The 20,958-nt window shown below is 67.6% G+C and carries 21 protein-coding genes; 14 read left to right on the top strand and 7 right to left on the bottom strand.

What is annotated here, in order from left to right; all coding sequences use genetic code 11:
* Positions 1–19 precede the first annotated feature (19 nt).
* Positions 20–1,816 (bottom strand): AMP-dependent synthetase/ligase, encoded by a 1,797-nt coding sequence (locus tag BST13_RS22535; protein ID WP_083166242.1) that lies wholly within the window; start codon positions 1,814–1,816, stop codon positions 20–22.
* A 99-nt stretch (positions 1,817–1,915) separates the two neighbouring features.
* Between BST13_RS22535 and BST13_RS22530 the strand changes: the two genes are divergently transcribed.
* The 5 genes from BST13_RS22530 to BST13_RS22510 all read left to right on the top strand — a co-directional run bounded on the left by BST13_RS22530 (position 1,916) and on the right by BST13_RS22510 (position 5,260).
* Complete coding sequence (locus tag BST13_RS22530) at positions 1,916–2,305, top strand: polyketide cyclase / dehydrase and lipid transport (protein ID WP_083166241.1); 390 nt, start codon at positions 1,916–1,918, stop codon at positions 2,303–2,305.
* An 82-nt stretch (positions 2,306–2,387) separates the two neighbouring features.
* Positions 2,388–2,825, top strand: a complete 438-nt coding sequence (locus tag BST13_RS22525) for an SRPBCC family protein (RefSeq protein WP_083166240.1) — start codon at positions 2,388–2,390, stop codon at positions 2,823–2,825.
* Position 2,826: 1 nt separating this feature from the next.
* On the top strand, positions 2,827–4,068 hold the full coding sequence (locus BST13_RS22520) for an ArsA family ATPase (RefSeq protein WP_083166239.1): 1,242 nt from the start codon (positions 2,827–2,829) through the stop codon (positions 4,066–4,068).
* Complete coding sequence (locus tag BST13_RS22515) at positions 4,065–4,445, top strand: hypothetical protein (RefSeq protein WP_083166257.1); 381 nt, start codon at positions 4,065–4,067, stop codon at positions 4,443–4,445. The genes BST13_RS22520 and BST13_RS22515 overlap by 4 nt, the downstream gene beginning before the upstream one ends.
* Positions 4,446–4,531: 86 nt before the next feature.
* Positions 4,532–5,260 carry a lysophospholipid acyltransferase family protein gene (locus BST13_RS22510; RefSeq protein ID WP_083166238.1) on the top strand — a complete coding sequence of 243 codons (729 nt, stop codon included), beginning with the start codon at positions 4,532–4,534 and terminating at the stop codon, positions 5,258–5,260.
* A gap of 33 nt (positions 5,261–5,293) precedes the next feature.
* Here BST13_RS22510 and BST13_RS22505 read toward each other — a convergent pair whose 3' ends face one another.
* Positions 5,294–6,589 (bottom strand): glycosyltransferase family 87 protein, encoded by a 1,296-nt coding sequence (locus tag BST13_RS22505; RefSeq protein WP_083166237.1) that lies wholly within the window; start codon positions 6,587–6,589, stop codon positions 5,294–5,296.
* Between the two features lie 83 nt (positions 6,590–6,672).
* Between BST13_RS22505 and BST13_RS22500 the strand changes: the two genes are divergently transcribed.
* From BST13_RS22500 to BST13_RS22490, 3 genes are read left to right on the top strand one after another with little or no spacing between them, the layout of a single operon-like run.
* Positions 6,673–7,536 carry a hypothetical protein gene (locus BST13_RS22500; RefSeq protein ID WP_083166236.1) on the top strand — a complete coding sequence of 288 codons (864 nt, stop codon included), beginning with the start codon at positions 6,673–6,675 and terminating at the stop codon, positions 7,534–7,536.
* The gene (locus BST13_RS22495) at positions 7,536–8,114 is read left to right on the top strand and encodes a polyadenylate-specific 3'-exoribonuclease AS (protein WP_083166235.1); all 579 of its coding nucleotides are present in this window, start codon (positions 7,536–7,538) and stop codon (positions 8,112–8,114) included. The genes BST13_RS22500 and BST13_RS22495 overlap by 1 nt, the downstream gene beginning before the upstream one ends.
* A 4-nt stretch (positions 8,115–8,118) precedes the next feature.
* Positions 8,119–9,507, top strand: a complete 1,389-nt coding sequence (locus BST13_RS22490; protein ID WP_083166234.1) for a class II 3-deoxy-7-phosphoheptulonate synthase — start codon at positions 8,119–8,121, stop codon at positions 9,505–9,507.
* 18 nt (positions 9,508–9,525) lie between these two features.
* Here the strand turns inward: BST13_RS22490 and BST13_RS22485 are convergent, their stop codons facing one another.
* Complete coding sequence (locus tag BST13_RS22485) at positions 9,526–10,776, bottom strand: protein kinase domain-containing protein (RefSeq protein ID WP_083166233.1); 1,251 nt, start codon at positions 10,774–10,776, stop codon at positions 9,526–9,528.
* 36 nt (positions 10,777–10,812) lie between these two features.
* On the opposite strand from BST13_RS22485, the gene BST13_RS22480 reads away from it, so the two are divergent.
* Positions 10,813–11,217 carry an Rv2175c family DNA-binding protein gene (locus BST13_RS22480; protein WP_083166232.1) on the top strand — a complete coding sequence of 135 codons (405 nt, stop codon included), beginning with the start codon at positions 10,813–10,815 and terminating at the stop codon, positions 11,215–11,217.
* Between the two features lie 164 nt (positions 11,218–11,381).
* Here the strand turns inward: BST13_RS22480 and BST13_RS22475 are convergent, their stop codons facing one another.
* The 4 genes from BST13_RS22475 to BST13_RS22460 all read right to left on the bottom strand — a co-directional run bounded on the left by BST13_RS22475 (position 11,382) and on the right by BST13_RS22460 (position 15,454).
* Complete coding sequence (locus BST13_RS22475) at positions 11,382–12,917, bottom strand: alpha-(1->6)-mannopyranosyltransferase A (protein WP_083166231.1); 1,536 nt, start codon at positions 12,915–12,917, stop codon at positions 11,382–11,384.
* Positions 12,914–14,002 (bottom strand): bifunctional (2E,6E)-farnesyl/geranyl diphosphate synthase, encoded by a 1,089-nt coding sequence (gene idsA2, locus BST13_RS22470; protein ID WP_083166230.1) that lies wholly within the window; start codon positions 14,000–14,002, stop codon positions 12,914–12,916. Before idsA2 ends, BST13_RS22475 begins: the two co-directional genes overlap by 4 nt.
* Before the next feature lie 89 nt (positions 14,003–14,091).
* Positions 14,092–14,712 carry an LppM family (lipo)protein gene (locus BST13_RS22465; RefSeq protein ID WP_281254764.1) on the bottom strand — a complete coding sequence of 207 codons (621 nt, stop codon included), beginning with the start codon at positions 14,710–14,712 and terminating at the stop codon, positions 14,092–14,094.
* A gap of 133 nt (positions 14,713–14,845) precedes the next feature.
* Positions 14,846–15,454: a GNAT family N-acetyltransferase gene (locus BST13_RS22460; protein WP_083166229.1), complete on the bottom strand. Its 609-nt coding sequence runs from the start codon at positions 15,452–15,454 to the stop codon at positions 14,846–14,848.
* A 239-nt stretch (positions 15,455–15,693) separates the two neighbouring features.
* Between BST13_RS22460 and BST13_RS22455 the strand changes: the two genes are divergently transcribed.
* From BST13_RS22455 to BST13_RS22435, 5 genes are all read left to right on the top strand, one after another.
* Positions 15,694–16,092, top strand: coding sequence for a DUF3040 domain-containing protein (locus tag BST13_RS22455; RefSeq protein WP_083166228.1), 399 nt, complete (start codon positions 15,694–15,696; stop codon positions 16,090–16,092).
* Between the two features lie 316 nt (positions 16,093–16,408).
* Positions 16,409–16,840: a division/cell wall cluster transcriptional repressor MraZ gene (gene mraZ, locus BST13_RS22450; protein ID WP_064945953.1), complete on the top strand. Its 432-nt coding sequence runs from the start codon at positions 16,409–16,411 to the stop codon at positions 16,838–16,840.
* Positions 16,815–17,963, top strand: a complete 1,149-nt coding sequence (gene rsmH / locus BST13_RS22445; RefSeq protein WP_245839771.1) for a 16S rRNA (cytosine(1402)-N(4))-methyltransferase RsmH — start codon at positions 16,815–16,817, stop codon at positions 17,961–17,963. The genes mraZ and rsmH overlap by 26 nt, the downstream gene beginning before the upstream one ends.
* A complete protein-coding gene (ftsL, locus tag BST13_RS22440; RefSeq protein ID WP_083166226.1) occupies positions 17,960–19,048 on the top strand; it encodes a cell division protein FtsL in 1,089 nt (362 codons plus the stop codon). Before rsmH ends, ftsL begins: the two co-directional genes overlap by 4 nt.
* Complete coding sequence (locus BST13_RS22435; RefSeq protein ID WP_083166225.1) at positions 19,045–20,946, top strand: peptidoglycan D,D-transpeptidase FtsI family protein; 1,902 nt, start codon at positions 19,045–19,047, stop codon at positions 20,944–20,946. Before ftsL ends, BST13_RS22435 begins: the two co-directional genes overlap by 4 nt.
* The last annotated feature ends 12 nt before the right edge of the window (positions 20,947–20,958 follow it).

Below are 20,958 nucleotides of genomic sequence, written 5' to 3'. Positions count from 1 at the left end.
CGAATACCGCCGGCGGCGCTCAGCCGTAGAGCGCCGCGATCTCGTCGGCGAACTTCTCCGCGACGACCTTGCGCTTGACCTTCAGCGTCGGCGTCAGCTCGCCGGTCTCCTCGGTGAAGTCCACCGGCAGGATGCGGAACTTGCGGATGGCCTCGGCCTTGGACACCGCCTCATCGGCCTCCTTGACCGCCAGGTCGATCTCGGAAACCAGATCCGGATCGTTGGTCAGGTCGGCCACGGTGGCCGCGGCGTCCTTGCCGTTGCGCTGCTTCCAGCCCTCGAACGCCTCGGGGTCGATGGTGATCAGCGCGGCGATGAAGGGCTGCTGGTCGCCGACGCACATGGCCTGGCTGATCAGCGGGTGCGCCCGCAGGCGGTCTTCCAGGATGGCGGGGGCGACGTTCTTGCCGCCCGCGGTCACGATGATCTCCTTCTTGCGGCCCACGATGGTCAGGAAGCCGTCGTCGTCGATGGCGCCGAGATCGCCCGTGTGGAACCAGCCGTCTTCGATGGCCTCGGCGGTGGCTTGCTCGTTGTGCCAGTAGCCGTTGAACACCACGCCACCCTTGACCAGCAGCTCACCGTCGTCGGCGAGGCGCATGCTGTTGCCGGGCAACAACTTTCCGACCGAGCCGACCTTGAGCGCACCGACCTGGTTGACGGTGATGGCCGCGCTGGTCTCGGTCAGCCCGTAACCCTCGTAGATGGTCAGGCCGACGCCGCGGTAGAAGTGCCCGAGCCGCGCGCCCAGCGGTGCGCCGCCGGAGATGGACGCGCGGCAGTCCCCGCCGAGCGCCGCGCGCAGCTTGCCGTACACCAGCTTGTCGAACAGCGTGTGCTTGAGCTTGAGCAGCAAGCTCGGGCCACCGTGATCCAGGGCCTGGCTGTATTCGATCGCGGTGGCCACGGCCTGGTCGAAGATCCAGCCCTTGCCGTCGTTGCGGGCATTCTGCTCGGCGGTGTTGTACACCTTCTCGAACACGCGGGGCACCGACACCACCAGAGTCGGCTTGAACACCGCGAACATCGGAACCAGGTTCTTGATGTCGCTGCTGAAGCCGAGCGCCACTTTGTTGGTGAAGGCGGCCACGGTGATCGCCCGCGACAGCACGTGGGCCAGGGGCAGGAACACCAGCATCCGCTGACCCTTGGTCAAGAGGTCCGGGAACGCGGCTTTGGCGCCGTGGATCTCCGAGAGCAGATTGGCGTGGGTGAGCTGGCAGCCCTTGGGCAGACCCGTGGTGCCCGAGGTGTAGATGAGGGTGGCCGGATCCGACGACTTGACCGCGGCCAACCGGGTTTGCAGCTCGGCGGGGTCAGTGGACGCGCCGGCCTCGGCCAGTGCATCCAGTGCGGCGGGGCCGGTCCCGTCGATGCGCAGCACCTTGCGCACGGTGGGCAGCCGATCGCGCAACTGCTCGACCCGTTCGGCGTGGGCATCGGTCTCGGCGACCACCAGCACGGCCGAGGAGTTGTCCAGCACGTGGCGGATCTGCTCGGGCGCCGAGGTCTCGTAGATCGGCACCGTGACCGCGCCGATCGACAAGATGGCGAAATCGACGATGGGCCATTCGTACCGGGTGGCCGACAGGATCGCGACCCGGTCGCCGGGCTGCACGCCTTCGGCGATCAAACCCAAAGCGGTCGAGCGGATCTGTGCGGCGACCTGCGCGCAGGTGACGTCGGTCCAGGCGCCGTCGACGAGCCGCTGGAAGATGACGTAGTCGGGATCCTCGCGCTCGTGGGTGTATACGGCGTCGACAACCGTGTCGTGTTCGCCGATCTGAAACGTTGCCGGAACGCTGTACTCACGCACGATCTTGGGCCCCTTAGTCGCCGGTGGCAGAACTTCCGCGCGACAAGCCTAGTCGGCCCCGTCGATCACTCGGCAGCGCATATGTGAAGCTAGGTCCTCATGAACAGCGTCCAGATCGCGGATGAGACCTTCGTCTGCGCAGATCCCGCCGACGTCGGGCGTGCCGTTGCCGATTCCGCCGACTGGCGCCGCTGGTGGCCGGACCTGCGGCTCACAGTCATCGAGGACCGGGCCGAGAAGGGGCAGCGCTGGACCGTTGCCGGCGCCCTGACCGGCACCATGGAGGTCTGGCTCGAAGAGGCGCTGGACGGCGTGATCCTGCACTACTTCCTGCACGCCGAACCCGCCGGTGCCTCGGCGTGGGAACTGGCCAAGATGGATCTGGCCAAACTGAATCACCAGCGCCGCGTCGCGGGCAAGGTGATGGCGTTCGAGATCAAGCAACGGCTGGAGGCATCCCGACCTGTCGGGGTTTCCCGCGTGGTCTGACAACGCACCGCAGGCGATGCGGGAGAGTAGATTTTTCCGCGAAGGCGGTGGCAACTCCGCGTGGTGGGGAGAAGGGCGTGCAGTGGCCGACAAGACGGCGCAGACCATCTATATCGAGGCCGATCCGGCGACGGTGATGGACGTCATCGCCGACATCGACTCTTATCCGGAGTGGGTGGCCGAGTACAAGGAGACCGAGGTACTCGACGTCGACGAGAACGGCCTGCCGAAGAAGGCCCGGCTGGTGCTCGACGCGGCGGTACTCAAGGACACCATGGTGTTGTCCTACGTATGGCCCGCCGACCGGACATCGGTCAGCTGGACGTTGGAGTCGAGTTCGCTGCTGCGTGCGCTGGAGGGCACATATCGCCTGGCGCCCAAGGGATCCGGCACGGACGTCACCTATGAACTCTCGGTCGACCTGATGATCCCGATGATCGGGCTGCTCAAGCGGAAGGCGGAACGGCGGCTCACCGACACCGCGCTCAAAGACCTCAAGAAGCGAGTCGAGGTGCACTGACCTGAGCGGTGATGGGGCGCGGATCAGCCTGTTCGTCGGCAAGGGCGGGGTGGGCAAGTCGACGCTGGCAACCGCGACCGCGGTACGTGACGCCCGGGCCGGGCTACGGGTGCTCATCGTCTCCACCGACCAGGCGCATTCGACGGGTGACGTCCTCGGCACTGTGCTGACCCCGACCGGGCAGCGGGCACCTACCAGGGTCCTGGCCGACGATGCCGACGTCGGCGGCGGCTTTCTCGATGCCCTTGCGCTGGACACCCTGGCCCTGCTGGAGGCCCGCTGGCTCGAGGTGGTCACGCCGCTGTCCGAGCGGTTCAGCGAATCGGATCTGGGAGACGTTGCGCCGGAGGAACTTTCGGCGCTGCCGGGGATTCAGGAAGTGCTCGGCCTGCACGAGGTGGGGGAGCTCGCCGCGTCGGGTCGGTGGGACCACGTCGTGGTGGACTGCGCCTCCACCGCCGACGCGTTGCGGATGCTCACTCTGCCAGCGACATTCGGGCTGTACCTGGAACGGGCCTGGCCCCGGCATCGCCGGTTGTCGGGCGGCGCTGAGAACGCGGCCATCGTGGCGTTGCTCGAGCGCATCGATGCGGGCGTCTCGCGCTTGAGTTCCCTGCTCACCGACGGCGAGCAGGTGAGCGCCCATCTGGTGCTCACGGCTGAGCGCGTGGTCGCTGCCGAGGCGATCCGCACGCTGGGGTCGCTGGCGTTGATGGGCGTGGGTGTGGCCGAACTGATCGTCAATCAGGTTTTGGTGCAGGATGATTCGTTCGAGTATTCGAATCTTCCCGCGCATCCGGCGTTCGACTGGTACTCCGAGCGGATCGCCGAGCAGCGCACCGTGCTGGACCAACTCGCCGGGTCCATCGGCGACGTGCAGCTGGTGATGGTGCCGCACCTGGCCGGGGAACCGATCGGCCCCAAGGCGCTGGGGGAGCTGCTCGAGTGCGCCCGCAGGCGCGACGGCACGCCACCGCCGGGGCCGTTGCGTCCGGTCGTGGACCGCGAATCGGGGTCTGGGCTCGAGGCGGTCTACCGGTTACGGCTAGAGTTGCCGCAGGTCGACTCATCCGCGCTGACGCTTGGCCGGGTAGGCGACGACTTGATCATCGGTGTTTCAGGTGTGCGACGCCGGGTTCGGTTGGCGTCCGTGCTGCGGCGATGCATCGTGACGGACGCCCAGTTACGGGGCAGTGAGCTGACGGTGCGTTTTCGACCGGATCCGGAGGTATGGCCGGCATGAGTGGGTCTCATCCCGACCTGGGCCCGGAGCTACGGGAGTTGGCACAGGCCATCCTCGACCGGCTCGACCCTGCCGTACGGCTCGCGGCGGCCGGTTTGGCCGCAAGCGCGGCCGGGGTTCCCGGCAAATGCCAGCAGGTGTGGTGCCCGGTGTGCGCGCTGGCGGCACTGATCAACGGTGAGCAGCATCCGCTGCTCGGCGTGATCGCCGAGCACAGTGTCGCGCTGCTGACGGTGATCCGTGCGGTGCTCGACAACGATGCGCACCCCCCGGAACCGCCGACTCCTGACGGTGGACCGGATTCTCCGTCGCCCGACGATTCACCACCCGCAGGGCCCGGCCGCTACCAGCACATTCCCGTCACCGTCGAGGAGTGAGACCGGTCTCGCAGACGGGCGGTCCGGTGGTAGCCGCCACAACCCCTGAGTACAGTTGTCCCAGAGCATTCCGATGGGGAGGGTCCATGTGGTACTGGCTTTTCAAGTTCATCTTCATGGGACCCTTGCTGTCCTTGCTCGGTCGGCCGAAAGTCACTGGGCTTGAGCATGTTCCGGCGTCCGGTGCGGTGATCTTGGCCAGTAACCATCTGGCGGTGGCAGACAGTTTCTATCTGCCGCTGGTGGTGAGCCGCCGCATCACCTTCCTGGCCAAGGCCGAGTACTTCACCGGAACGGGGATCAAGGGCTGGTTCACCCGGTGGTTCTACACGGTGGCCGGACAGGTTCCGATCGACCGGACCGATGCCGATTCGGCGCAGAGCGCGTTGACCACCGCCGAACGCATCCTCAGCGAGGGCAAGCTGCTCGGCATGTACCCAGAGGGCACCCGTTCCCCGGACGGACGGCTCTACAAGGGCAAGACCGGCCTGGCCCGGCTGGCCCTGCAGACCGGAGTTCCGGTCATTCCGGTCGCGATGGTCGGCACCAATGTCGTGAACCCGCCCGGAAGCAAGATGTGGAAGTTCGGCCGCGTCGAGGTGCGATTCGGCAAGCCGATGGACTTCAGCCGTTTCGACGGCCTGGCGGGCAACCGCTTCATCGAGCGTGCGGTGATCGACGAGGTGATGTACGAGCTGATGAGCCTGTCCGGCCAGGAGTACGTCGACCTCTACGCCGCGGACGTGAAGTCCGGTCCCGCGAGCGCCGCGACGGGGAATCCGGCAGCGCGCCTTCCGCAGGCGGCCGCCGGCTGAGCCGGCAGTTCAGCCTGGGCCAGCTGAGCTGGTTTATCGGTACGACGCAACCGCTGCGTGGCTGGTGCGGTCGCCGGCATGTGCCGTCGACGTCAGCCCGGTCACCGCGATCACGGCCAGCGCCCACCACACATACGAGCAGCCGACCAGCTGCCGCCACAGGGATGCGGCAGTCTCGTGGTGCGGTGACATCAGAGTGATCGGTGTCCAGATCGTCAGCGCCATCCCGGCCACCGTGACCGCGGTCAGCGCGGCGTTGCGGCGCCGATAAGCGACGACTCCGGTCACCAGCAGTGTCGGCAGCGTCCAGACCCAGTGGTGCGACCACGACACCGGGGAGACGACCAGCCCGAACATAGCCACGCAGATCAACGCCAGCATCGACGACGCGTCGGCCTGGTCCGGATCGATCGATGCGACGCGCAGCGCGCGATGCGCGGCCCACACGGTCAGCGCCAACACCGCCAGGCAGGCCAGCACCCACAGCACGAAGCGGGGGGCCTCGCCGAGGCCTAGGCGAGCCAGCACGCCCGCGATGTTCTGGTTCGTGTTCAGCGTCGCGGTGCCGATCCGGTCGGTGTTGCGGACGGTTTCGGTCCAGTACTCCACCGAATCCCGAGCGGCCAGGGCGAAGCCGGCGAGTGTCGCGACGACGGTCGAGCCGGCAGTCCACAGCAGGGTCCGGACATCGCGGCGCAACAGGAAGTACAGCAGGAACACGGCGGGGGTGAGCTTGACCGCGATGGCCACGCCCAGCAGGATGCCGCGCGGCCACGGGGTACGCCGCGGTACGCAGTCCGCGATCACCAGTGTCATCAGCACGACGTTGATCTGGCCGAACTCGAAGTTGGACCGAATCGGCTCGAGGTAGACCACCGCGGGAGCGACCACGGCGGCGGCCAGCCAGCAGCGACGCAGCCAGGCCGGTTCGGAGGTGACCGTGGTCTGCGGCCAGACATCGAGCCGGGTCAGCACCAGGACGGTCGAGGCGATCAGCAACACCAGCGTGGTCAGCGTGATCGCGGCGCTGGCGGCAGGCAGGGACAGCCAGGCGAACGGAGCAAACGAGATGGCGGCCAGCGGGGGATAGGTGAACGGCAGATCCAGCCCGCCCTGAGTGTGGAAGATGGCGCCGTCGGAGTACAGCGGCTTGCCGTCCAGCCAGGCCCTTCCGCCCATCCGGTAGACGTCGATGTCGATGCGGTACGGGGTGTGGCCGAGCAGCTTGTAACCAGCCCAGGCCAGCGCCGCCAAAGTCAGCAGCTGGAAAATTCGCCATGCGATGGTCGGTGCCCAACCAGCCCAGCCGGGCGCCTTCCGCGTACTCATGTCCTCAACAGACTATCGGTGGCCACCTGGCACGGGTGAATCCACGGCCCCGGCGCGCTCTGCTCGGCGTAAGTTTTGTCAGCGTGCACGTGACCGCCCACCTCTATCTCGTGACCCGCGATCGCCTGCCCTTGCTGTGCTGCCTGGTGGCGTTCATCCTCACGTTCTTCGTGACCCGAACCCTGGTGCGTTACATCCGTCGGCACGCAAACAGCGACAAGCCGCCCAAGTGGTGGCAGCCCCGCAACATCTCGGTTTCGCAGGGCGGCGGCGGCATGCACATTCACCACATGGTGATCGGAATCATCCTGGTGATGCTCTCCGGGATCACGATGGTGACGTTGTCGGTCAGTGGTGGGGTTCCCGAATTCGCCGTGGCCTCGACGTTCTTCGGCATCGGTGCGGCGCTGGTGCTCGACGAGTTCGCGCTGGTCCTTCACCTTTCCGACGTGTACTGGGAGGAGGACGGTCGCACCTCGGTGGACGCGGTGTTCGCCGCTGTGGCCGTGGCGGGGTTGCTGATCCTGGGTTTCAATCCGCTGTCATTTTTCGATATCAATATCTGGCGTGAGGATCAGACCGTCTTCGCAAGGACGGTCGTGGTGGTGGTCGCGGTGATCACCCTGCTGCTCGCGGTCGTGGTGTTGCTCAAAGGCAAGGTGTGGACCGGATTGGTGGGTATGTTCATCACCCCGTTGCTGTTCGTCGGGGCCATCAGGCTGTCGCGGCCGCATGCGCCGTGGGCGCGTTGGCGCTACACCACCAGGCCCCGCAAGATGCACCGCGCCCTGGAGCGTGAGCGCTGGTTGCGCCGTCCGGTGGTGCAGGCCAAGCTGTGGGTCCAGGACGCGATCGCCGGGACACCGAAGTTCCCCGACGACGCCGCGGTCGACAAGCAGCTGGATCGGGAGATCCACGCCGCGCCTGCGCCGGGGCAGGTGGCCTGATGCGTTACTTCTACGACACCGAGTTCATCGACGACGGTCGCACCATCGACCTGATCTCGATCGGCGTGGTCGCCGAAGACGGTCGCGAATACTACGCGATATCAACGGAATTCGACCCGGAACGGGCGGGCCGCTGGGTGCGCAAGCATGTGCTGCCGAAGCTGCCCTCGCCGTCGTCGAAGCTGTGGCGGTCCCGCCGCCAGATTCGCGAGGAGCTCGAGGAATTCTTCGGCATCGACGGTGACGAGCCGATCGAGCTGTGGGCCTGGGTGGGGGCCTACGACCATGTGGTGCTGTGTCAGCTGTGGGGCCCGATGACCGAGCTGCCGCAGGCCATCCCTCGGTTCACCCGTGAGCTGCGCCAGCTCTGGGAGGATCGCGGTTCGCCGCGGATGCCACCGCGATCGCGCGACGCGCACGACGCGCTCGTCGACGCGCGGCAGAACCTGGAGCGGTTCCACTTGATCAGCGCAACGGGGCAGGCGCCGCAGGTCCACTTGATCAGCGGAACGGGGCCCGCACCGCAGGTCGAGTCCACTCAGGCCACAGAAACCGGCCTTAACCGGCGGTTACCATGAACGGGTGAACTGGACCGTCGACATTCCCATCGAGCAGCTGCCGCCGCTGCCACCGTTGACCGACGAGCTGCGGCAGCGTCTGGACGCCGCCCTGGCCCGGCCGGCCGCACAGCAGCCCAGCTGGGACGCCGATGCCGCCAAGGCCATGCGGACGGTTCTGGAGAGTGTGCCGCCGGTCACCGTGCCGTCGGAGATCGAGAAGCTCAAGGGTCAGCTCGCCGAGGTTGCGCTCGGCAAGGCGTTCCTGCTGCAGGGCGGTGACTGCGCCGAGACGTTCGTCGACAACACCGAGCCCCACATCAGGGCCAACATCCGCACGTTGCTGCAGATGGCCGTTGTGCTGACGTACGGCGCGAGCATGCCGGTGGTGAAGGTGGCGCGCATCGCCGGGCAGTACGCCAAGCCGCGGTCGACCGACATCGACGCGTTGGGCTTGGAGTCCTACCGCGGCGACATGGTCAACGGATTCGCCCCGGACGCCGCGGTCCGCGCCCACGATCCGTCGCGGTTGGTGCGCGCCTACGCCAACGCCAGCGCGGCGATGAACATGGTCCGCGCGTTGACCTCGTCGGGCCTGGCTTCGCTGCATCTCGTGCACGACTGGAACCGCGAGTTCGTCCGGACCTCGCCGGCGGGTGCCCGGTACGAGGCGCTCGCCGGTGAGATCGACCGGGGGTTGCGATTCATGTCGGCGTGTGGGGTGGCCGATCGCAACCTGCAGACCGCGGAGATCTTCGCCAGCCACGAGGCCCTCGTGCTGGATTACGAGCGCGCGATGCTGCGGCTGTCCGACGAGCTGGACGGCACGCCCCGGCTGTACAACCAGTCCGCGCATTACCTGTGGATCGGTGAGCGCACCCGGCAACTCGACGGCGCGCACATCGCCTTCGCCGAGGTGATCGCCAACCCGATCGGGGTGAAGCTGGGGCCGACGACGTCGCCGGAACTGGCCGTCGAGTACGTCGAACGGCTCGATCCGCACAACGAGCCCGGCCGGCTGACCCTGGTGACCCGCATGGGCAACAACAAGGTGCGCGATCTGCTGCCTCCGATCATCGAGAAGGTGCAGGCCACCGGCCATCAGGTGGTCTGGCAGTGCGACCCGATGCACGGCAACACCCACGAATCGTCGACCGGCTACAAGACCCGGCATTTCGACCGCATCGTGGACGAGGTGCAGGGCTTCTTCGAGGTGCACCACGCTCTCGGCACTCATCCGGGTGGCATCCACGTCGAGATCACCGGCGAGAACGTCACCGAATGTCTCGGTGGGGCGCAGGACATTTCGGATTCGGACCTGGCCGGCCGCTACGAGACGGCGTGCGATCCGAGGCTCAACACCCAGCAGAGCCTTGAGCTGGCATTCCTGGTCGCGGAGATGTTGCGCGACTAGGACATTCGGCCGTGGCGGTCAGATGAGCGCAGCGATGTTGCTGCCCAGCGTCCACGCCGCCGCGGCCACGAGCCCGGTGAACGTCAGCACGGCGATCACCCAGAACGCCAGCGCACGCTTCGCGCGTTGCTGCGCCCAGTAGAACTCGCTCATCTCGATTCCGGCGAATCTCGTTGCCGCAGCCCGGTATTCGGTGTATTCGCCGGAGTCGTCAGCAACCGCCACCCAGTCTTGGTCTCGGGTCAGTTCTCGCGTCAGTTGCCGGGGCGGCACCGGGGGATGAGCCGGTTGCGGCGCAGGCGGTGGCGTCATCTCGGCGGGCGGATCCTGGCGGCTGTGGACCCGCGTCGCTGCCAGGTGCTGTGCGGAGTTCCGCGGTGCCGGGACCCGGAAGGCGGGCAGCCCGAGTTCGGCGACGATATCGTGCAGATCGTCGCCCATCTCGTCGGCGTCGGCGTAGCGGTCCGCGGGGTCGCGCGCGGTGGCCCGGCGCACCAGCGCGTCGAACTCCGGTGGCACACCGGCGATCACGGTGCTGGGCGGTCGCACGTCGTGGTCCATCCGCTGATAGGCGACGGAGAGCGCGGAGTCGCCGGTGAACGGCGTCGTGCCGGAGAGCAGTTCGTACGTCAGGATGCCCACTGCGTAGACGTCGCTGCGTGGGTCGGCGTCACCGGTGCTGACCTGCTCGGGCGACAGGTATGCCGCCGTACCGAGAATCACGCTGGTGGAAGTGATCTTGGCTTCGGCGACCGCGCGCACGAGCCCGAAATCGGCGATCTTCACGTCGCCGCCATCGGAGATCAGCACGTTCTCCGGCTTGATGTCACGATGTACCAGGCCTGCGCGGTGCGCCACGGCGAGCCCGCCCAGTACCGGGGTCAGGACGGCGGCCACTGCGTGCGGCGGCATCGGGCCCCGCTCGGTCAGCAACTCCCGTAGCGTTCCGCCCTCGATGAGCTCCATCACGAGAAACGGCGGCTGATGAGCGGTGCCCCCGCCGCCCTGGTCGTAGACCGCCACCAGCCCGGGATGGCTCAGCCGGGCCACCGCCCGGGCCTCCCGCTGGAACCGTGCGAGGAAATGGGCGTCACCGGCGTACCGCGAATCCATGACCTTGATGGCGACCGGACGGTCGAGTCGGGTGTCGAGTCCGCGATAGACCGTCGACATCCCACCGGTGGCGATCGGAGTCTGAACCTCATACCGCCGATCCAGCACGGTGCCGACGAGCGGGTCCGATTGCTGGTGCGCCTCCACCGAACACATGTTACGAGTCGCCCGGGTAGTCCTAGAATCGGTGCGGTGAGCAGCATTCCGGCCGCCGATGACGTTCTTGATCCCGGTGAAGCCGTCTATGACCTTCCTACTGTCGCCGACATGCTCGGCATTTCCGTCACCAAAGTGCACCAACAACTGCGTGAAGGCCACCTCATCGCGGTGCGCCGCGACGGGGTGCTCGTGGTGCCCAAGATCTTCTTCGATGCCTCCGGGCATGTGGTGAAGTCCCTGCCGGGATTGCTCGTGGTGCTCAGTGACGGGGGTTATCGCAGCACCGAGATCGTGCGCTGGTTGTTCACGCCCGATGCGTCGCTGACCATCAGCCGCGACGGCTCGACCGACCGGCAGGCCAATGCGCGCCCGGTTGACGCGCTGCATTCCCACCAGGCCCGTGAGGTGGTCCGCCGAGCCCAGGCCATGGCGTACTGATCCCGTTGCGCTTGCACCGCTCCACTTGCACCGCGAGTGTGCGCGTCTGCTGCCCGACACGCCGCTGACCGCCAACGCCTAACGCACGTTCATGCGAGACGCGCGTGCGCGGAATGACGGCATGACCCGGCGTGTCGGCCGGCAGACACGCACGCTCGGCAGGATTAGGCGGCGGCAGGCTCGGGTTCGTCGGCTGTCGCGGCGTCGGGCTCGGGCGCCCGGTATAGCGAATACCACGCGATTGCAGCGCACGCCGTGGTGAGGAGCACATGCGCCCACGAGTACATGCCGTGGGCGCCGTCGGGCTTCCACATCACCATGATCCAGGTGGAGAACCCGGCGACCGCCGCTATCGCGGGCCGGGTCTGGATCAACGCGGCGGCGACCGCCAGCGGCCAGGTGTAGTACCAGGGGAGTGCCGCAGGCACGAACAACACCACGACGACCATCGCGAGGGCGATACCGGTGAGTGCTTCCCGGTCGGTGTGCCGGAAGCGCCACCACAGCAGCGGCAGCGCAACCACGATCACGACGATGCCGATGATCCGCGCAACCTCGAGCACCGCGTAGAAGTTCACCGGGAAGAGCAGGCCGCCAACGGCGTTGATGAGGTTGGACGCCGCGGTCGGGATGGTCAGCCAGTTGATGATCTTCACCGAGCCTGCCAGCGCGGTCAGCCAACCCAAGCCGACACCGGCCGCGAGTGACAACACGGCGAACACCGCCACGAAGATCAGGGCCGACGCCGCCGTGGCGGTCGCGAACGCCCGCACCGGGCGCAGGTTGCGGCGTTCCTGCAGTTGCCGCATCCATACCCAGACCAGAAACGGAAGGGCAAGTCCCGCGGTGGCTTTCACTGCGACGGCCACCGCGATGAGGCTTACTCCCCACACCGGGCGTCCCGCGAATGTCAACGCGATCGCGGCCATCATCAGGCCGACCATCAGCATCTCGTTGTGCACGCCGCCCATCAGGTGAATGATCACCAGCGGGTTCAGTACGCAGATCCACAGCGCCGCAGCGCCGTTGCCTCCGACGTGGCGGGCGACCCGCGGCGAGGCCCAGATCAGCAACACCAAACCGGGCAGCATGCACAGCCTCAACAGCATGGTGCCCGAGACGATGTCGTTGCCGACCAGCAGCGTGACGAACTTCGCGACGAGAATGAAGGCCGGCCCGTACGGTGCGGTGGTCGTGGTCCAGATCGGGCTGACGTCGTCCAACAAGGAGTTCGGGTTGTCCACCGGCCCAACCACATACGGGTCGAGTCCGTCACGCAGCAGGGCACCCTGAGCCAGGTAGGAGTAAGTGTCGCGGCTGAACAACGGCACGCTCAGCAGCAGCGGAGCCAGCCAGAAGCCGGTGGTGGCGACCATGGTGTATTCGGTTGCGGTGCGGTCGATCACCCGTCGGCCCAGCCACAGCCAGGCCATCAGCATCAAGGCGACGCCGACCCACAACAGCACCGACGAGAGCACCAGGCCGTGGCCGAACCGCAACCAGGACAGGTGCAGTGACTCCAGCAGGGGATCGTGCTGCCGGGTACTGCCCGCGCCGAGCCCGCCGATGGTCAGCAGCACGGCACCGAGGAACCCCAGCCGCGCCTGAGCGCCCTGCGGGGACATGGCGAACCCGACGAGACGCGAAATATGGTGCATCAAACCGCTGTTCGAGGTCGCAGACGCGGTGGGCGCGCTCATGCCGACCGGTTGGCGGCGAGCCGCGCGAGTTCGGCCAGGCCGGCCTTGGCCGGGGTGTGCACGGGAGCCGCGGTCAGCACCTCGAGCGCGCGCCGGGTGAGCATCCCGATGTGTTCTTCCACAGCGGCCAACGCTCCGACCGATTCGATGGCAAGGCGCAGCTCCCGGACCTGGACGTCGGTCAGGTCTGTGCCGACGGAGGTGCGCAGCAGTTTGGCCGCGACGGGATCGGTCTTGTCGGCCAGTTCAAGCGCTTCGGCGAGCAGTACCGTGCGCTTGCCCGACCGCAGGTCGTCGCCGGAGGGCTTCCCGGTCACCGCGGGGTCGCCGTACACGCCGAGCACGTCGTCGCGCAGCTGGAACGCCACGCCGAGGTCATTGCCGATGTGGTGGAAGATCTCCTGCACATCGGGCCGGTCGGCGGCCGCGGCGGCGCCCAGTTGCAGTGGCCGGGCCACGGTGTAGGACGCCGTCTTGTAGGTGTTGACGTTCATCGCCGAGGCCACCGATTCCGCACCGCTGGATTCGGCGACGATGTCGAGGTATTGGCCGCCCAGCACCTCGGTGCGGATGTGTGCCCACACCTGCTGGACACGCAGCCGCGCGTCGGCGGGTAGATCGGCGGTGGCCACGATGTCGTCGGCCCAGGCCAGGGCCAGGTCACCGAGCAGGATCGCGGCCGACAGACCGAACTGTTCGGAGGATCCGCGCCAGCGCCGCTCGCGATGCCGCTCAGTGAAGAGGCGGTGGACCGTGGGCAGGCCGCGCCGGGTCGCCGAATCGTCGATCACGTCGTCGTGCACCAACGCGCACGCCTGCAGGAGTTCCAGGGCCGCGAACAGGCGTAGGACCCCGGCGTCGGCCTGCGTATCCGGGGCATCGGCGACGGCGCGCCAACCCCAGTAGGCGAACGCGGGGCGCACCCGCTTGCCGCCGCGAAGCACGAATTCTTCGAGGGCCGCGGTCAGCTCCGCGTAGTCGGTGCCGATGTAAGCGCAGTCCTGCCGGCGTTCGTGCAGGTACTCGCGCAACTGTTCGGTGACGGCGCCGGCCAACTCCGCAGCCGATGGTGCCGCTGCATCCACGCTCAGCGCCCTACCCCTTTCGTTGTGTGTTCGCGCCCCCGCGGTGCCTTCAGCGTAGAGCCTGCTGCGGTCTTTTCAGGAACGGTTCGTCAGTCGTGCGTGGTCACGGGCTCGCCGGGTTTGGGCGTGCGGTCCCGGCTGTGCCAGGCGAGCCCGCCGATCACACCGGCGACCACGAACGCGCCCACCGCGAGCCAGATGGCGGCTGTGGTGAAGGAGCGGGCGCTGGGATCGGTGTAGCGGGCCTGCGCGCTCATCGTGCTCACGACGCCAGGCCGCAGCTTCCACTCCACGATCGACGAGCTCACCCGGGAACCGTTGGTGGAGGTCACCTCGCCGGGGAAGGACACGGTCAGCAGCACGTCGGCCTGCGGGTCGTTGAGCGTGGTGAGGTCGACACGCCCCTCGAGGATGACGAGTTCACCGGCGCGTCGCAGGGAGATGTCCACGCCTGCGGAATCGCGGTTCATCCCGGCCAGCTGCGGCAGCTCGGAGAAGCTGAGGTCGGAGAACACGGCCTGTGAGCCCACGTAGTCGTCGCGGCTGTAGGGGCTGACGGCGACCTTGGTGGCAAACGGCAGGTTGTTCAGCAGCTGCGGGCCCTTGTCGTTTGCGTCGCGGGGTTTGGCAGCGGCGATGATCTGGCCCGACACGCGATCGTCGGGAGAGACGGTCAGCGACGCGCGGACGCGGACGCACCCCACAGCCATCGGCAGTACCAGCAACAGCAGGATCACCAGTGCTGGTAGTCGGCTCCTGTTCCGGGAGCGGGCTCGTTCCACGCGTGAGGTGGACCATATCAACCGCTTGCGCACCTGGTCATCGTGCCAGATGGGGTGGGAATCACAGCGGCAGGGCGCGGCCGAGGATCGCGAAGGCGCGGGGGTCGCCTGCGAAGTGGTAACCGCGGATGACGTCGGTGAATCCCAATCGGCGGTACAGCCGCCACGCGCGGTTGGCCTCACCGTTGATCTCCGGCGTGGACAGCAACACGTGGGATTCTCCGCGTCCGGCGAGCAGCCGCCTGGTCAGGGCCTCGCCCAGCCCGCGACCCTGCGCCCGGGGCTCGATGTGCAGTTCGGTGAGCTCGAAATAGCTGCTCATCAGCTCGGAGATGTGGGCAGGATCGGCGCCGACCTGGCGCAAACCCGCCACCACCTGCTGCTGCCACCACTGATCGGGCGCGCCGCAGTAGCCGTAGGCGATGCCGAGCAGTGGGGCAGTGGCCAGCACCTCGCTGCTGGGCGTGCCGTCGTTGCTGAGCGCCGACTCGTCGACCTCGACGGCCGCGACACCCTTCCACCCGAGCCGTCGGGTGTGTTCGAGCCACAGCGACGCTCGCTGCTCCTCGGTGCCACGGGGGTACCGCATGGCGTCGACGTAGACCCGCAGCGCATCGGGAAGCCGGCGCTGCATGTCGTCCGGCGACAGATCGATGAGATACATCGCCAATTCGGTAGCCCTCCCGGCGGCTGTCGTTGCGGTCACACTCGATTATCGAAGTCATTATCCGGGCGGCGAGGTGCCCGGTCCCCGTTGTGCCCAACGACATACAATCGACGGCGAACTAGGTGGTACGGCTCGGATCGACCTCGTATCATTACTGTTAGGTGTCCGTGATGAACGGGCATCGAAGAATTTGGTCAGACTACTTCGGACAATGCGACGGCGGCGTCGGCAAGGAGGGACGAATGCCACTCTCCGATCATGAGCAGCGCATGCTCGATCAGATCGAGAGCGCGCTCTATGCCGAGGACCCCAAGTTCGCGTCGAGCGTTCGCGGTGGGACTCTACGCGCGCCTTCGGCGCGCCGCAGGCTGCAGGGCGCTCTCCTGTTCGTCCTCGGCCTGGCGATGCTCGTCGTCGGTGTCGCTGTGAAGGCGACCATGATCGGCGGCTTCCCGGTGTTGTCGGTCCTCGGCTTTGTGGTGATGTTCGCCGGCGTGGTGTTCGCCATCACGGGCCCGCGGGTGACGGGCGGGCGTGATCGCTCGGCTGCGGCACCCGGCTCGCCGCGGCAGCGCCGTCAGCGTGGTGGTTCGTTCACCAACCGGATGGAAGACCGTTTCCGCAGGCGTTTCGACGAGTAGGCCGGGACCGGTTCCGGGGTAGCCCACATGGGCTACCCCTTTTTTTGTGTTTCCGGCGAGTCTGCGACACGCCAGCGCGGGGCTGTCCGTGGTCATTTCCCCCACTCCGCCCCACTTCTGCCGCATGCTTGTCGACCTGGGGATTTTCCGTCGGTAGGTGGATGACGACGGGCTGTCCGCGTGAAAACACCAGTACTTTGCAGCCGAGCGTGGGGCGTTGCAACCAACTCGTGCCATCAATTGGAGCAAAGTGGGGGATTGTGGGGTAAAGTGGCGGCCAGCGGGGAAACCGGAACCCCGTGTGGGAGGTGGCCAGATGTTTCTGGGCACCTACACGCCCAAGCTCGACGACAAGGGGCGGCTGACGCTGCCCGCCAAGTTCCGCGACGCGCTGGCAGGAGGACTGATGGTCACCAAAAGCCAAGATCACAGCCTCGCCGTCTACCCGCGCGACGAGTTCGAAAAGCTGGCCCGACGCGCCTCACAGGCCTCCCGGAGCAATCCGGAAGCCCGTGCGTTCCTGCGTAACCTGGCCGCCGCAACCGATGAGCAGCACCCCGACGCGCAGGGCCGGATCACCCTGTCGGCAGATCACCGCCGCTACGCGAACCTCTCGAAGGATTGCGTGGTGATCGGCTCGGTCGACTACTTGGAGATCTGGGACGCCCAAGCCTGGCAGGAGTACCAACAGATCCACGAAGAGAACTTCTCCGCGGCCACTGATGAAACTCTGCGCGACATCATTTGATTCGGACGCTGACCCGAACGAGGCCCGTGCGGCGTGGCCTCTGCCCGAGCCGGCCCTGGCGTACTTCCCCAACGCCAGGTCCAAGGTTTCGGACAGAGACCTCGTCGCAGGGGCAGGCCATAGCGGAGGTATTGGTGTGGACGCGAACGTGGGGGACCACGGTCATATCCCAGTCCTGCTGGACCGCTGTGTCGAACTGCTCGGCCCCGCGCTGACCCGTCGCCACAACGATGGATCCGAAGCCGTGCTCATCGACGGCACCCTCGGTGCCGGCGGGCACTCCGAGCGCTTTCTCACCCAGTTCCCGGGTCTCCGATTGATCGCGCTGGATCGCGACCCCAATGCACTGGCCATCGCAGGTGCCCGGCTGGCCCCGTTCGCCGACCGGGTGACGTTCGTGCGCACCCGCTACGACGGCATCCCCGCAGCCATGGCCGAAGCCGGTGTCGACCGCGTCGACGGCGTGCTGTTCGACCTCGGCGTGTCCTCGATGCAACTCGACCAGAAGCAGCGGGGATTCTCCTACTCGGTCGACGCGCCACTGGACATGCGGATGGATCCCGATGCACGGCTGACCGCCGCGGAGATCCTCAACACGTACGACGCCAAAGACTTGGCGCGCGTGCTGCGGGACTTCGGCGAGGAGCGGTTCGCAGGGCGGATCGCCGACAAGATCGTCCGGCGGCGTGCCGAGCAGCCCTTCGAGACCACGGGCGAACTGGTCGAATTGCTCTACGAGGCCATTCCGGCCCCGGCGCGGCGGACCGGAGGGCACCCGGCCAAGCGCACGTTCCAAGCCCTGCGCATCGCGGTCAACGGTGAGCTCGAATCGCTGCGCGCCGCGGTGCCTGCCGCGTTGGCGGCATTGCGCCCCGGGGGACGCATCGTCGTGATGGCCTACCAGTCGTTGGAGGACCGGATCGTCAAGAACGCGTTCGCCACCGCGACGGCGTCCCGGACGCCACCTGGCCTGCCCATCGAATTGCCAGGGCACGAACCGGAATTCGTGACTCTGACCCGAGGCGCCGAGCGGGCCCGCGCCGATGAGATCGAACGTAATCCGCGTAGCGCCCCGGTGCGGCTGCGAGCACTCGAAAAGGTTGGGGGAAGGGGCAACTCATGAAGACGAAGCGACCTGCACCGGCGTCTGAGAGCAAGCGTCGACGCAACGCACGCAAGCCGGGCCGGGCCGTGGCCCGCCGGGCCACCGAGGCGCCGCCCCGCGCCCGCACCCGCAGGCCCGATGTCGATCAGCGGCGGGGCCGTTCGGCGCCCGCTACCGGTCCGATCCCGCGGCCCAAGACCCAGCCGGCCCGTCCCAAGAGCGCCAGCCAGGCCAAGGCCCGAGCCAAGGCCCGGAAAGCCAAGGCGCCCAAGGTTGTACGCCCGCCACTGCGGGAACGGTTGCTGGTCAGACTGGCTTCTGTCGAACTGAACCCGCGCGAGCTGATCGCCAGGGTTCCGTTCGTCGCCCTCGTGATCGCGGCGCTGGGCTTCGGGTTGGGCGTAACGCTGTGGCTGTCGACCGGCTCCGCCGAGCGGACCTACGAGTTGGGCCACGCCCGGCAGACGACGCAGGGCCTGCAGCAGCAGAAAGAGGCGCTGGAACGCGATGTGCTCGAAGCGCAGGCCGCTCCCGCGTTGGCGGAGGCGGCCCGCAACCTGGGCATGATTCCGTCGCGCGACACCGCGCATCTGGTTCAGGACCCCACGGGCAGTTGGACCGTGGTGGGTACCCCCAAGCCTGCCGAAGGCGTACCGCCGCCGCCGATGAATGTTCCGCTGCCCGACCCGACCACGCCGCCCCCGGCACCTCCCGCGCCGCGGGTGGTCGATCCCCGCGAGGTGACCGTGCACATGCCAGCCACGGGTCAGGTGCTGCCCGGTCAGCCGGTCCCGGGGCAGCTGCCCGGCCAGCCACTGGCAGCACCGGCGGCTCCCGGCGTCGTTCCGGCACCGGTGCCCGCGTCCGCGCCGCAGATCGCCGCACCGCCTGCGGCGCCGCAGGCCGAGGTGCCCGCACCGGTGCCCGCGGCACCTGTGCCCGCGCTGGCGCCGCCTCCTGAGGCCCCACCGGTCGCGGCTCCGGTCGCCCCGGCACCGGTCGCGGCGGCGCCGGTGCCAGGCGTGCCGTTGCCCGCCGGCCCGGTCCCAGGCGCCGAACAGGTCGTCCCGGCCCCCGCTCCCGTCCCCGCACCGGCGGCATGAGGGGGCGGCCGCAGCCGCCCAGGAAGGCGGACCAGACCGGCCAGGGGCGTCCGGCGAAGGCCCGGCGAGTTCGAGTCGCCACCCAAAGTGGTTCGGGCAGTGCGTCGTTCATGTTCCGCCACCGGACCGGCAACATCGTCATCTTCTCCGTGCTGGCCATCGCGGTGGCGCAGCTGTTCAGCCTGCAGGTTCCGCGCGCGGCGGGTCTGCGGGCCGAGGCAGCCAGCCAGCTCAAGGTCACCGATGTCGAACCGGCGTTGCGCGGCAGCATCATCGACCGCAACGGCGACAAGCTGGCGTTCACCATCGAGGCCAAGGCGCTGACGTTCCAGCCGGTGCGGGTCCGCAAGCAGTTGGCCGACGCCAAGGCCAAGTCGCCGAAGGCGCCCGATCCCGATCGCAGGCTCTCCGACATCGCCAATGAGGTGGCGGCGCGGCTGAACAACAAGCCCGACGCCAAGACGGTGCTGCGCAAGCTCAAGAGCGACGACTCGTTCGTGTATCTGGCGCGTGCGGTCGATCCCGCGATCGCCAGCGCCATCATGGACAAGTTTCCCGAGGTCGGCGCTGAACGACAGGATCTGCGCCAGTACCCCGGTGGAGCGCTGGCCGCCAACATCGTCGGCGGTATCGACTGGGACGGTCACGGACTGCTCGGTATGGAGGATTCGCTCGACGCCGAACTTTCCGGTTCGGACGGCTCGCTCACCTACGACCGCGGTTCCGACGGTGTGGTGATCCCGGGCAGCTACCGCAACCGCCACGACGCGGTCAACGGTTCCACGGTGCAGCTGACGCTCGACGACGACATCCAGTACTACGTGCAGCAGCAAGTGCAGATGGCCAAGGACGCCTCCGGCGCGAAGAACGTCTCCGCGGTGGTACTCGACCCGAAAACCGGTGAGGTACTGGCGATGTCGAACGACAACACGTTCGACCCCTCGCAGGACATCGGCAGGCAGGGCGAGCGGCAGATGGGCAACCTGCCGGTGTCCTCACCGTTCGAGCCCGGTTCGGTCAACAAGATCATCACGGCGTCCACGGCGATCGAGCTGGGCCTGACCAATCCCGATGAGGTGCTGCAGGTTCCGGGTTCGATCAACATGGGCGGGGTCACGGTCCGCGACGCCTGGAATCACGGCGTGATGCCGTATACGACGACCGGGGTGTTCGGTAAGTCGTCCAACGTCGGCACGCTGATGCTGGCCCAGCGGATCGGGCCGGACCGGTTCTACGACATGGTCCGCAAGTTCGGGCTGGGGCAGCGCACCAACGTCGGTCTGCCCGGTGAAAGCTCCGGGCTGGTGCCGCCCATCGACCAGTGGTCGGGCAGCTCGTTCGCGAACCTGCCCATCGGCCAAGGCCTTTCGATGACGCTGCTGCAGATGACCTCGATGTACCAGACCATCGCCAACGACGGCGTCCGGATCCCGCCGCGGATCATCAAGTCGACCATCGGCCCGGACGGCAGCGTCAAGGACGAGCCCCGCCCGGACGGTGTGCGGGTGGTGTCGCCCGATACGGCACGCACGGTGCGCAACATGTTCCGTGCCATCGTGCAGCGCGATCCGATGGGTTACCAGCAGGGCACGGGTCCGCAGGCGGCGGTCGAGGGCTACCAGATCGCGGGGAAGACCGGCACCGCCCAGCAGATCAACCCGGCGTGCGGCTGCTACTTCGACAACGTCTACTGGATCACCTTCGCGGGCATGGCGCCTGCGGACGATCCGCGCTACGTGGTGGGGATCATGATGGATGCGCCGCAGCGCGCGGCCGACGGTTCGCCGGGTTCGTCGGCGGCGCCGCTGTTCCACAACATCGCGTCGTGGTTGCTGCAGCGCCACAATGTGCCGCTGTCGGCGGACCCCGGTGCACGGCTGACGCTGCAGGCGACCTGACTGGGCAGCTCG

Source organism: Mycobacterium aquaticum (genome assembly GCF_002086485.1).
Taxonomy (GTDB): Bacteria; Actinomycetota; Actinomycetes; order Mycobacteriales; family Mycobacteriaceae; genus Mycobacterium; species Mycobacterium aquaticum.
This window is presented reverse-complemented; position numbering and strand designations above follow the sequence as displayed.